Here is a 12,746-nt window from a genome sequence, read left to right as displayed (position 1 = left end):
GTCAGCGGTCTTTTGATCTGCGCTTTTGATCGTGATCTTGATCTTGATCTTAGGCGCCCCGTTAAACACGCTGGCCGAACGCAGGCTTGAATCCGTGGGTAACCCGGCAGGACGCCGGGTTAGCCGCGATGGGCCAAGGATGGCCCATGGCGGCGGCCCACGGATTCAAGCCGGAGTGAGGGCACACCGAGCCTAGGCGAGGTGCCGAGTGTTGGGGCAAGAGCCCTTTTGGTTACTTTTGGGGCTCTTTTCCAAAAGTGACCCGCTGTAAGAGCGGAACCAATATCAGCCCCCACCCAAATAACGGATATGCACTCCCTCTCCAAAACCCAACCCCCCAACCCCCAACCCCCCGACTACCGGCTATTGTCAGAAATTTCCCACAGGAGTACAAATGTACTCCATGACGAATCTAACCCCCCGCCGCACCGCCATCCTGACCTTCATCCGCGACCGCATCGCGCAGCAAGGCCAGCCCCCCAGCCTCGCCGAGATCGCCGAGGCGTTCGGTTTCGCCTCGCGTAGCGTCGCCCGCAAGCACGTATTGGCCCTCACGGAGGCCGGCTTCATCGAGGTCAACCCCAACCAGGCGCGCGGCATCCGCCTGCTCAATCAACCCGCCCGCCCCGAATGGCTGGATGTGCCTGTACTCGGCCGAGTCGCCGCCGGCCTGCCGATCGGTGCTGACGCCGAAGTGCACAAGCGCCTGCAACTCGACCCCGCGACCTTCGCCAAAACCCCGGATTATCTGCTGCGCGTGCAAGGCGATTCGATGATCGAAGACGGCATCCTCGACGGCGACCTGGTCGGCGTACGCCGCAGTGCTGAAGCCTTGAACGGGCAGATTGTGGTGGCGCGCCTGGACGGCGAAGTCACCATCAAACGCTTCGAACGTAACGGCGAGCGCGTGCGCCTGCTGCCGCGCAACCCCGCCTACCAACCCATCGTGGTCGGGCCCGATCAGGACCTGGCCATCGAAGGCGTGTTCTGCGGCCTGGTGAGGCAAGGCTGATGGGCGCCGTGGTTGCGCTGGATACGCTGTTCAATGGCGGCCGCGTCTGGAAGGGCCGGCCTGCCGCGCCGCCGGCCAGTGTGCACCCCACGGGGCTGGCGGCGCTGGATGCGGTGCTGCCCACAGGCGGCTGGCCGGAGGCGGCCTTGAGCGAAATCCTGATGGCCAAGGAGGGCGTGGGCGAGTTGCAATTGGTATTGCCGACCCTGGCGCGCTTGTCAACGGCCGGGGAGCGCATCGTGCTGGTGGCGCCGCCCTACACGCCGTACCCCCATGCCTGGCAGAACGCCGGGGTGGATCTGCGCCAGCTGTCGGTGGTCCAGGCCGAGGAGCGCGATGCGTTGTGGGCGGTGGAGCAATGCCTGCGCTCGGGCAGTTGCGGCGCGGTGCTGTGCTGGCCGCGCCAGGCCGATGACCGGGCGTTGCGCCGTTTGCAGGTGGCTGCCGAAACCGGCCAGACCCTGGCGTTTGCCTGGCGCGCCTTGAGCGAAGCGATCAACGCATCGCCGGCTGCCTTGCGCCTGGCGGTTGAGGCCAAACCGGCCCAGGTGCGCGTGCTTAAATGCCGGGGCGGCCTGGCCCACCCGGCGCCGATTGCACTGGCGGGGCACTGAGGTTGCCATGCGCTGGGTGTGTATTGTGTTCCCGCAATTGGCGCTGGACGGGGTGCAGCGTTTGCACCCCGAGCCGGATCAACCGTTGGCCCTGCTGGCCGGCACCCCGCAGCGGCGCGTGCTGCAAACGGTCAACGAGGCTGCGCGTGCCTTGGGCCTGCGCCCCGGGCAGTCCCTGACGGCGGCGCATGCCCTGGCCAAGACCTTTGCCTGCGCCGAATACGACCCCGTGGATATCGAGCGCTGGCAGCAGTTTCTCGCCGCCTGGGCCTACCGTTTCAGCTCCCAGGTCAGTGTGTATTACCCGCGTGCCTTGCTGTTCGAGATCGAGTCGAGCCTGGGGCTGTTCGGGCCCTGGCCGCAGTTCGAGGCGCGCTTGCGCAAGGAGCTGACCGAGCTTGGCTTTCGCCACCGCATCGTCGCCGCGCCCAACCCGGCGGCGGCACGTGTGTTGGCGAATATCTACGATGGCCTGGCCGTCGGTGATGAGGCCTTGATGCAGGCCCTGGCGCCGCTGCCCATCGACCGCGCCGGCCTTGAGCCGAAGGCTGCCACGGCCTTGTCGCGCATGGGCTTGCGCACCCTGGCCCAGGTGCAGGCGTTACCCCGGCATACCCTCGCGCGGCGCTTTGACGCCACGCTGCTCAAGCACCTGGATGCGCTGGCCGGGCAGCGCCCCTTGGCCTTGGCGTTCTACCAGCCGCCGGACCAGTTCGATGTGCGCATCGAGTTGAATTTTGACGTGCAATCCCATCAGGCGCTGTTGTTTCCCTTGCGCCGTTTGACGGGCGACCTCTCCGCGTTCCTCTGCGGCCGCGACAGTGGCGTGCAGCGTTTCGACCTGCACCTGGAACATGCCCAGGCGCCGGACAGCGTGATCAAGGTTGGCCTGCTCAGTGCCGAACGTGAACCGGCGATGCTCTTCGAACTGGCCCGCGGGCGTCTGGAGCAGGTGCAAGTCAGCGCGCCGGTGCGCGGTTTTCGCCTGGCAGCCCAGGACCTGCCGGTGTTCGTGCCGCAGCGCCAGGACCTGTTCGACGACCGCCCGCAACAGACCTTGCCCTGGGAGCAACTGCGCGAACGCCTGCGCGCACGGCTGGGCGACGAGGCCGTGCAAGGCCTGCGATTTCACCCCGACCACCGTCCCGAATGCGCCTGGCAAGCGGCGGTCGACAGCCGCGCATGCCCCACCTTGAACAAGGTGCAGCGCCCCGGCTGGTTGCTGCATGAGCCGACCTTGCTGGCCGAGCAGGGCGTGCAGATTTTGATGGGGCCGGAGCGTATCGAATCCGGCTGGTGGGACGGCGCTGATATCCGCCGCGACTATTACCTGATCCAGACCCGCGCCGGCCAGCAAGGCTGGGCCTACCGCAGCGTGGGGCAGAGCGACGGGCTGTGGCTGCAAGGCTGGTTTGCATGAGCTACGCCGAGCTGCATTGCCTGTCCAACTTCAGTTTTCAGCGCGGCGCCTCCAGCGCGCTGGAGTTGTTCGAGCGGGCCAAGCGCCAAGGCTACAGTGCCCTGGCGATCACCGATGAATGCACTTTGGCGGGCATCGTACGCGCCTGGCAGGCGGCGAAGGCGGTGGGGTTGCCGCTGATTATCGGCAGCGAGATGCGCCTCGAAAACGGCCTGAAACTGGTGTTGTTGGTGCAAGACCTGAGTGGCTATCAACACCTGTGCCGCTTGATCACCGAGGCCCGGCGGCGTGCCGAAAAAGGCAGCTATCGCCTGTTGCCAGAGGACTTCGCCCAACCGCTGCCGGGCCTGCTGGCGCTGTGGGTCGCCGAAGACCACAACACCCAGGCCGAGATTCAATGGCTGCGCGAAACCTTCGCCGAACGCCTGTGGCTGGCGGTGCACCTGCACTGCGGCCAGGACGATGCGCGCCATCTGGAGCAACGCCTGCAACTGGCCGCCAGCCTGCAGATCCCGGCGGTGGCCTGCGGCGATGTGCACATGCATGCGCGTGGCCGCCGTGCCCTGCAAGACACCATGACTGCCATCCGCCATCACGTGCCGGTGGCCGAGGCCGGCACGCGCCTGCACCCCAATGGCGAGCGGCATTTGCGCAGCCTCGATGCCCTGTCCGCGCTGTACCCGCAAGCGCTGCGCGACGAAACCTTGGTGATCGCGCAACGCTGCACCTTCGACCTCAGCCAGTTGCGCTACCACTACCCCCGCGAGCTGGTGCCCAGCGGCCATGACGCGCAATCCTGGTTGCGCTTTGTGACCGAAGAAGGCATCGCCCAACGCTGGCCGGAAGGGGTGGATGCCAAGACCTTGCAGCAGATCAACAAGGAGTTGGCGCTGATCAGCGAGCTGGGCTACGAAAGTTATTTCCTCACGGTGCACGACATCGTGCGCTTCGCCCGCAGCCGTTCGATCCTGTGCCAGGGCCGAGGCTCGGCGGCCAACTCGGCGGTGTGTTTTGCCTTGGGCATCACCGAGATCAACCCGAGCCTGAGCGACATGCTGTTCGAGCGCTTTCTCTCCAGGGAGCGGAATGAGCCGCCGGATATCGATGTGGATTTCGAACACGAACGCCGCGAAGAAGTGCTGCAATACGTGTTCCAGCGCTACGGCCGCACCCGCGCGGCGCTGACGGCGGTGGTCAGCAGTTACCACGCGGCCGGCGCGTTGCGCGACGTGGCCAAGGCCCTTGGCTTACCACCGGACCAGATCAACGCGCTGGCCGACTGCTGCGGGCGCTGGAGTGACGACGCGCCGCCCCTGGAGCGCCTGCGTGAGGGCGGTTTCGATCCCGACAGCCCGATCCTGCGCCGCGTGCTCACGCTGACCCAGCAACTGATCGGCTTTCCCCGGCACTTGTCCCAGCACCCCGGCGGTTTCGTGATTTCCGAATACCCGCTGGACACCCTGGTGCCGGTAGAAAACGCCGCCATGGCCGAGCGCACCATCATCCAGTGGGACAAGGACGACCTCGACGCCGTGGGCCTGCTCAAGGTGGATATCCTCGCCTTGGGCATGCTCAGCGCGATCCGCCGCTGTTTCGACCTGCTGCGGCGCCATCGCAACCTGGACCTGGCCCTGGCGACGATCCCCAAGGAAGACCCGGCCACCTACGCGATGATCAGCAAGGCTGACACCATCGGCGTGTTCCAGATCGAGTCGCGGGCGCAGATGTCGATGCTGCCCAGGCTCAAGCCGCAGACGTTTTATGACCTGGTGATCGAAGTGGCGATTGTACGGCCGGGGCCGATCCAGGGCGGCATGGTGCATCCGTACCTGCGCCGGCGGAACAACGAAGAGGAGACCACTTATCCGTCGCCGCAGCTGGAGGCGGTGCTCAAGCGCACCCTGGGCATTCCGTTGTTCCAGGAGCAGGTGATGCAGATCGCCATGGTCGCCGCCGACTACGGCCCCGGCGAGGCCGACCAGTTGCGCCGCTCCATGGCCGCCTGGAAACGCCATGGCGGCCTGGAACCGCATCAGGCACGCCTGCGCACCGGGATGCTCAAAAACGGCTACACCGAAGCGTTTGCCGCGCAGATCTTCGAGCAGATCAAGGGCTTTGGCAGCTATGGTTTTCCCGAGTCCCACGCGGCCAGTTTTGCCTTGCTGACCTACGCCAGTTGCTGGCTCAAATGCCATGAACCGGCGGCGTTCGCCTGTGCGCTGATCAACAGCTGGCCCATGGGCTTCTACAGCCCGGACCAGATCCTGCAGGACGCGCGGCGCCATCGCCTGCAGATTCGCCCGGTGGATGTGCTGGCCAGTGACTGGGATTGCAGCCTGGAGCCTATCGACGGCGCGCAACCGGCGATCCGCCTGGGCTTGCGCATGATCACGGGGTTTCGCGAAGAGGATGGGCGCCGCATCGAAGCGGCGCGCCAACGCCGGGCGTTCAGCGATATTGCCGACGTGGATGCGCGCGCCGGGCTGGATGCCCGCGCCCAGGCGTTGCTGGCGGATGCCGGTGCCTTGCGCGCCCTGGCCGGCAACCGGCACAACGCGCGCTGGGAAGTGGCGGGGGTGCATAAACAGTTGGGGTTATTCGCCGGCCTGCCCAGCCCTGATGAGGCGCAGGTGGCGTTGCCGTCGCCCACGGTGGGTGAGGACTTGCAGGCCGACTACGCCATGCTCGGCACCACCCTGGGCCCGCACCCGTTGGCATTGTTGCGCGATGAGTTGCGCCGGCGGCGCTGCCGCAGCTCCCATGAGTTGCTGGCGGTGGAGCATGGGCGCAATGTCAGCATTGCTGGCTTGGTCACCGGCCGGCAGCGCCCGGGCACGGCCAGCGGCGTCACATTCGTCACCTTGGAAGACGAATTCGGCAACCTCAACGTGGTGGTCTGGCGTGACCTGGCCGAGCGCCAGCGCCAGGCGCTGGTGGGCTCGCGGCTGCTCAAGGTGGATGGGCGTTGGGAGGCGGTGGGCGAGGTGCGGCACCTGATCGCCGGGCGCCTCACCGACCTGACGCCGCTGTTGGACGGGGTTCATGTGCGCAGCCGCGATTTTCACTGAGGCCGTGGCTTGTACGGCGGTGACCCGCTGAGTTATACAAGATGAAACCATCTGCTCCCGACGCGCTCCAAAAATTGCGGCTGTCTTCTCTTTGCGCAGAGTCAAATGATGCAATTTTTATCAAACCCCCATGGCTGTGAAGGTTGGGCCGGCGAAATGGCCCAGCGGATCCGTGCGTTCGATTGGTCGACTACCGACCTTGGCCCACTCGATCAATGGTCCACCAGCCTGTCCTGTACCGTGCAAATGATGCTGGCCTCACCGGTGCCCATGGTGATGCTGTGGGGGCGGCAGGGCTACATGATCTACAACGACAGTTACTCGGTTTTCGCCGGCGGCCGGCACCCGTACCTGCTGGGCACGCAGGTAGAGTTGGGTTGGCCGGAAGTGGCCGACTTCAACCGCCACGTGGTGGACACCTGCCTGGCCGGCGGCACCTTGTCGTTCAACAACAAGGACCTGGTGCTGCTGCGTAACGGCCAGCCCGAAACCGTGTGGCTGGACCTGTATTACAGCCCTGTCGCCGGGGATAACCAGCAACCGGCCGGGGTGCTGGCAATTGTGGTGGAAACCACCGAGTTGGTGAAATCCGAAGGGCTGCGCCAAGAACTCACGCACAACCTCGAACAACGCGTGGCCGCCGAAGTGCAGGCGCGCTCAGCGGCCGAGGACCAGTTGCGCCAGTCGCAAAAGCTTGAAGCCATCGGCGGCCTGACCGGCGGCGTGGCCCATGACTTCAATAACCTGCTGCAAGTGATCTCCGGCAACCTGCACCTGCTGGCCCGGCATGAACCGGACAACGCCCAGGTGCAACGGCGCGTCAGTGCCGCCATCGCGGCCGTGGAGCGTGGCGCCAAGCTGTCGGCGCAACTGCTGGCGTTTGCGCGTCGCCAGCCGTTGTCGCCGGCGGTGTACAACCCGCAGCGCATCTATGCAGGGCTTGGCGAACTGCTGCAACGTGCGCTGGGCGAAACCATCCATATCGATGTGCAATTGCCCCAAGACTCCTGGAGCATCAACGTTGACCGCAACCAGCTGGAAAACGCACTGCTGAACCTGGCGATCAATGCCCGCGATGCAATGAAAGGCGAGGGCGTGATTCGCATCAGTGGTGAAAACATCATCCTCAACCCCGACGATTGCGTGGGCAAAAGTGTCAGCCCAGGTGAATACGTACGCCTGACGGTGACGGACACCGGGGTGGGCATGCCGCCGGCGATTCGGGCGAAGGTGTTCGAGCCGTTTTTTACCACCAAGCGTGACGGCCACGGCACTGGCCTGGGCCTGAGCATGGTGTTCGGGTTTGTCCGGCAGAGCGGTGGGCATGTGGAGGTGTGCAGCGAAGTCGGCCAGGGCACCGTGGTGCAGTTGTACTTCCCGCGCAGCCTTGGCGAAGAATGCCTGGAGGTGCCGGCCGAACCGGTCGCGGCCGTGGGCGGCCAGGAAACCATTCTGGTGGTTGAAGACAATGAAGGCGTGCGCATGACCGTGGTCGAGGTGCTCGAGCAGTCGGGTTACACGGTACTCGTCGCCGAGGATGGCGACCAGGCCATGTCGAAGCTGCAAACCGGCCTGCAGCCGGCGCTGATTTTTACCGATGTGGTGATGCCCGGCCGCATCAAAAGCACTGACCTGGCCGACTGGGCCCGCGCGCAATTACCGCCCGTGGCGGTACTGTTCACCTCCGGGCACACCCGCGACATCCTTTCCAGCAATCACCTGCTAAGCTCCGACATTCATCTGCTGAGCAAGCCCTACAGCCCCGAAGCCCTGACGCAACGGGTGCGCAGCGTGCTCTCAGCCCACTAAGGTTGCCCATGACTTCACAGCGCAACATCCCCCCGATCGCTGCCCAGCGCGCAGGCTTTGTCCGCGTGCGCGGCGCCCGCGAACACAACCTGCAAAACGTCGATGTGGATATTCCTCGGGATGCCCTGGTGGTGTTTACCGGCGTGTCCGGCTCGGGCAAATCGTCCCTGGCGTTTTCCACGGTGTATGCCGAGGCCCAGCGCCGCTATTTCGAATCGGTGGCGCCTTACGCGCGGCGGCTGATCGACCAGGTGGGTGTGCCGGATGTGGATTCCATCGAAGGCTTGCCGCCGGCCGTAGCCCTGCAACAGCAGCGCGGCACGCCGAGTGCGCGCTCGTCGGTGGGCAGCGTGACCACCTTGTCGAGCCTGATCCGCATGCTGTATTCGCGCGCCGGCAGCTACCCGCCGGGGCAGGCGATGCTGTACGCCGAGGACTTTTCGCCGAACCTGCCCCAGGGCGCCTGCCCGCAATGTCACGGCCTGGGCCGTGTGTATGAAGTGACCGAAGCGCTGATGGTGCCCGATCCGTCCTTGACCATCCGCCAGCGCGCCGTGGCCTCTTGGCCGTTGGCGTGGCAGGGGCAGAACCTGCGCGACATCCTGGTGACCCTCGGTTATGACGTCGACATCCCCTGGCGCGACCTGCCGAAAAAGCAGCGCGACTGGATCCTCTTCACCGAAGAAACCCCCACCGCGCCGGTGTATGCCGGCTTCACTCCGGAGCAGACCCGCGACGCCGTAAAGCGCAAGCTGGAGCCGAGTTACCAGGGCACCTTCAGCGGCGCGCGGCGCTATATCCTGCACACCTTCACCCACACCCAAAGCGCGCTGATGAAAAAGCGCGTGTCGCAGTTCATGCAGGGCAGCGCCTGCCCGTTGTGCGAGGGCAAACGCCTGACCAAGGCGGCGCTGTCGGTGAAGTTTGCCGGGCTCGATATCGGCGAGTTGGCGCAACTGTCGCTGACCCAACTGGCCGAGGTGCTACGGCCGGTGGCGGTGGGGCAGGACAAGATGAAACTGTCGGTGGAAAAACGCCTGGCGGCCCAGCGTATCGCCGAGGATTTGCTTGGGCGCGTCAGCACCTTGACCGAGCTGGGCCTGGGCTACCTGTCCCTGGAGCGCAGCACGCCAACCTTGTCATCCGGGGAGTTACAGCGCCTGCGCCTGGCCACGCAATTGGGCTCGCAGCTGTTCGGTGTGATCTACGTGCTGGATGAACCCTCGGCGGGGTTGCACCCAGCGGACGGCGAAGCGCTGTTCACCGCGCTTGAACGTTTGAAGGCGGCCGGCAATTCATTGTTTGTGGTGGAGCATGACCTGGAAACCATGCGCCGCGCAGACTGGCTGATCGACGTCGGCCCGGCCGCCGGCGAGCATGGCGGGCAAGTGCTGTACAGCGGGCCGCCTGCCGGTTTGGCCGACGTTGAGGCGTCGCAAACCCGCGCCTACCTGTTTGCCGAGCAGCGTGCTTCGAACCAGGAGCGCCGTGAACCCGCCGGCTGGCTGAGCCTGCAAGGCGTGACGCGCAATAACCTCAAGAGCTTGAACGTGGACTTCCCGTTGGGCTGCTTTACGGCGGTGACCGGGATCTCCGGCTCGGGCAAGTCCAGCCTGGTCAGCCAGGCGCTGCTGGAACTGGTGGGCAGCGGCCTTGGCAGCCGCGTGGAGAGCGACGAAGAACCGAGCCTGGAAGACGACGCGCCGCAAACCAGCGGCGGGCACATCAGCGCCGGCCTGGAGCACATCCGCCGCCTGGTGCAGGTGGACCAGAAACCCATCGGCCGCACCCCGCGCTCGAACCTTGCGACCTACACCGGTTTGTTCGACAACGTGCGCAAACTGTTCGCCGCCACACCGGCAGCGAAAAAACGCCATTACGACGCAGGCCAGTTCTCCTTCAACGTCGCCAAGGGCCGCTGTCCGAACTGCGAAGGCGAAGGCTTTGTCAGCGTCGAGTTGCTGTTTATGCCCAGCGTGTACGCGCCATGCCCGACCTGCCACGGCGCGCGCTATAACCCCGAGACCCTGGCGATCACCTGGCAAGGCCTGAACATCGCGCAGGTGCTGGGGCTCACGGTGGAGCAGGCGGTGGAAGTGTTTGCCGAGCAACCGGGTGTGCTGCGCTCGTTGCAGGTGTTGCGCGATATCGGCCTGGGGTATCTGCGCCTGGGCCAACCGGCGACTGAACTGTCCGGCGGCGAAGCGCAGCGCATCAAGCTGGCCACCGAGCTGCAACGCAATGCCCGTGGTGCCACGTTGTATGTGCTGGACGAGCCGACCACCGGGCTGCACCCACGGGATGTCGACCGCTTGCTCAGCCAGCTCAACCATTTGGTGGACGCCGGCCACACGGTGGTCGTGGTGGAACACGAAATGCGCGTGGTGGCCCAGAGTGACTGGGTGATCGACATCGGGCCAGGGGCGGGGGATTTGGGCGGGAAGGTGGTGGCGTGTGGTACGCCGCAGAAAGTTGCCAAGAGTAAAGCCAGTCGTACTGCGCCGTTTCTGGCCAGAGAACTGATCTAACAGGCAACTTAGTTCAAATGTGGGAGGGGCGGTGCGACGATTCGACTTGCCCCCGATCGCGGTGGGTCAGATATAGATACTGTGACTGACACACCGCCATCGGGGGCAAGCCCCCTCCCACATTTAAAGTGTTTTAGTCAGTTGAATCTGTTGCTTGGCCTGCTTCACTACATTCGCCACAGTAAACCCAAACTGCTCCTGCAACTTGGCCAGCGGCGCCGATGCGCCAAAGCTGTTCATTACCACCTTGGCGCCGGTCTGCCCGACGTAGCGGTCCCAACCCAGGGGGCCGGCCTGTTCCACCACCACGCGGGCTTTCACCGCAGGCGGCAACACGCTGTCGCGGTAGGCCTGATCCTGGTCTTCAAACAACTCCCAGCTGGGCATGGACACGACTCGCGCGGCAACCCCTTCGCCCTTGAGCTGTTCATAGGCGTCCACCGCCAGGCTCACCTCGCTGCCCGTGGCGATCAAGATGACAGCCGGCGCATCAGCCCCGGCCAACACATAAGCGCCCTTGGCCGCACCGGACGCTGGCGCATACTGCGTACGGTCCAACGTCGGCAGCGGTTGGCGCGACAGCACCACGCAGCTGGGGCGATGGGTTTGCGCCAGGGCGACTTTCCACAGTTCCAGGGTTTCATTGGCATCCCCCGGGCGCAGGGTCAGCAGCCCAGGTGTGGCGCGCAGTTGGGTCAGGTGCTCGATGGGCTGGTGGGTCGGCCCGTCTTCACCCACGCCGATCGAGTCGTGGGTAAACACGAACACCACCGGCAACTCCATGATCGCCGCCAGGCGGATCGGCGGCTTCATATAGTCGCTGAATACCAGGAATGTCGAGGTGTACGGCCGCAGGTAGGACAGCGCCATGCCATTGGCAATCGCGCCCATGGCGTGCTCACGGATGCCGAAGTGCAGGTTGCGCCCGCTGTAGTCGTCGGCGCTGAAGCGTCCGGCACCGTCGAAGGTGAGGTTGGTTTTGGTCGAGGGCGACAAGTCCGCCGAGCCGCCGAGCAACCACGGGATCTGCTCGGCGAAAGCGTTGAGCACCTCGCCACCCGCCGCGCGGCTGGCGATACCCTTGGCATCGGTGGCGTAGTGGGGCAGTTCGGTCTGCCATTGCGCGGGCATTTCCCCGGCGCGCATGCGCTTGAGTTCATCCGCCAGTTGCGGGTCGAGGCTGGCCAGGGTCTGGTTCCATTGCTGGTACAACGGCTCGGCGCGCTCGCGCAGGGCATCGCGCAAAGCCGTTCGGGCCTCATCGGGTACCAGGAAGCTGGAATCCTCGGGCCAGCCATACGCGGCCTTGGTCAGGCGGATTTCGTCCGCACCCAGCGGCTCGCCATGGGCGGCGGCGGTGTTGTGTTTGTGAGGCGAGCCGTAGCCGATCACGCTGTCGACCACGATCAGGGTCGGCGCGCCGGTGTTCGCCTGGAACGTCTCCAGGGCTGTGCTCAGCGCCTGCAAGTCATTCGCGTCGGTAACGTGCAAGGTGTGCCAGCCGTAGGCCTGGAAGCGCTTGATCACGGCTTCGCTGAACGCAAGCTCGGTGTGGCCCTCGATGCTGATGGTGTTGTTGTCGTAGATCCAGCACAGGTTATCCAGCTTCAAGTGGCCGGCCATCGACGCCGCTTCGCTGCTGATGCCCTCCATCATGTCGCCGTCGCCACACAGGGTGTACACGTTGTAGTCGAACAACACCTCGCCGTCGCGGTTGAAACGCTGGCCCAGCCAGCGCTCGGCCATGGCCATGCCGACGCTGTTGGCGCAGCCCTGGCCGAGGGGGCCGGTGGTGGTTTCGACGCCGGTGGTCATGCGGTATTCGGGGTGGCCTGGGGTCTTGGAGCCCATTTGGCGGAATTGCTTGATATCGTCCAGGCTGATCGCCGGCTGCCCGGTGCGTTGGCCATGGGCATCGATCTCGACCACCCCGGCCAGGTGCAGCAGCGAATACAACAGCATCGACGCATGCCCCACCGACAACACAAAACGGTCACGGTTGGGCCAGTCGGGCTGCTCCGGGTGGTAGCGCAGGAAGCGGCTCCACAAGGTATATCCCACCGGCGCCAGGCCCATGGGCGTGCCCGGGTGGCCGGAGTTGGCCTTCTGCACGGCATCCATGGCCAGCGTGCGCAGGGTGTTGACGCATTGGGTGTCGACAGCAGCGGTAGCGCGAATCATAAAATCGGTCCCCCTTGAGTGACGATCTACAGTGGAGGGCAGGGCGCGGCAAAGGTTTGATCCCATCGGCCGCGCCGCGACGAACGGGGATGGTTTGACCCAGGACATGACAAG

At 65.2% G+C, this 12,746-nt stretch carries 7 protein-coding genes; 6 read left to right on the top strand and 1 reads right to left on the bottom strand.

Annotation, left to right across the window (positions count from 1 at the left end):
* The first annotated feature begins 394 nt into the window (after positions 1–394).
* From lexA to uvrA, 6 genes are all read left to right on the top strand, one after another.
* Entirely contained in the window at positions 395–1,012 is a 618-nt protein-coding gene (lexA, locus tag CXQ82_RS17965) for a transcriptional repressor LexA (RefSeq protein ID WP_101271370.1), read from the top strand.
* Complete coding sequence (gene imuA, locus CXQ82_RS17960; RefSeq protein WP_101271368.1) at positions 1,012–1,626, top strand: translesion DNA synthesis-associated protein ImuA; 615 nt, start codon at positions 1,012–1,014, stop codon at positions 1,624–1,626. Before lexA ends, imuA begins: the two co-directional genes overlap by 1 nt.
* A gap of 7 nt (positions 1,627–1,633) precedes the next feature.
* On the top strand, positions 1,634–3,046 hold the full coding sequence (locus CXQ82_RS17955) for a DNA polymerase Y family protein (RefSeq protein WP_101271366.1): 1,413 nt from the start codon (positions 1,634–1,636) through the stop codon (positions 3,044–3,046).
* Positions 3,043–6,114, top strand: coding sequence for an error-prone DNA polymerase (locus tag CXQ82_RS17950; protein WP_101271364.1), 3,072 nt, complete (start codon positions 3,043–3,045; stop codon positions 6,112–6,114). Before CXQ82_RS17955 ends, CXQ82_RS17950 begins: the two co-directional genes overlap by 4 nt.
* Before the next feature lie 108 nt (positions 6,115–6,222).
* Complete coding sequence (locus CXQ82_RS17945; protein ID WP_101273817.1) at positions 6,223–7,923, top strand: ATP-binding protein; 1,701 nt, start codon at positions 6,223–6,225, stop codon at positions 7,921–7,923.
* Between the two features lie 8 nt (positions 7,924–7,931).
* Positions 7,932–10,451, top strand: a complete 2,520-nt coding sequence (uvrA, locus tag CXQ82_RS17940) for an excinuclease ABC subunit UvrA (protein ID WP_101271362.1) — start codon at positions 7,932–7,934, stop codon at positions 10,449–10,451.
* 123 nt (positions 10,452–10,574) lie between these two features.
* Here uvrA and tkt read toward each other — a convergent pair whose 3' ends face one another.
* The gene (tkt, locus tag CXQ82_RS17935; protein ID WP_101271360.1) at positions 10,575–12,632 is read right to left on the bottom strand and encodes a transketolase; all 2,058 of its coding nucleotides are present in this window, start codon (positions 12,630–12,632) and stop codon (positions 10,575–10,577) included.
* Between the last annotated feature and the right edge of the window lie 114 nt (positions 12,633–12,746).

The organism is Pseudomonas sp. S09G 359, from assembly GCF_002843605.1.
Taxonomy (GTDB): Bacteria; Pseudomonadota; Gammaproteobacteria; order Pseudomonadales; family Pseudomonadaceae; genus Aquipseudomonas.
This window is presented reverse-complemented; position numbering and strand designations above follow the sequence as displayed.

Bases quoted from the DNA above. Each gene is read 5' to 3' on its own strand.
- tkt (WP_101271360.1), bottom strand. From the start codon at position 12,632: ATGATTCGCGCTACCGCTGCTGTCGACACCCAATGCGTCAACACCCTG.
- imuA (WP_101271368.1), top strand. From the start codon at position 1,012: ATGGGCGCCGTGGTTGCGCTGGATACGCTGTTCAATGGCGGCCGCGTC.
- CXQ82_RS17950 (WP_101271364.1), top strand. From the start codon at position 3,043: ATGAGCTACGCCGAGCTGCATTGCCTGTCCAACTTCAGTTTTCAGCGC.
- CXQ82_RS17945 (WP_101273817.1), top strand. From the start codon at position 6,223: ATGCAATTTTTATCAAACCCCCATGGCTGTGAAGGTTGGGCCGGCGAA.
- CXQ82_RS17955 (WP_101271366.1), top strand. From the start codon at position 1,634: ATGCGCTGGGTGTGTATTGTGTTCCCGCAATTGGCGCTGGACGGGGTG.
- uvrA (WP_101271362.1), top strand. From the start codon at position 7,932: ATGACTTCACAGCGCAACATCCCCCCGATCGCTGCCCAGCGCGCAGGC.
- lexA (WP_101271370.1), top strand. From the start codon at position 395: ATGTACTCCATGACGAATCTAACCCCCCGCCGCACCGCCATCCTGACC.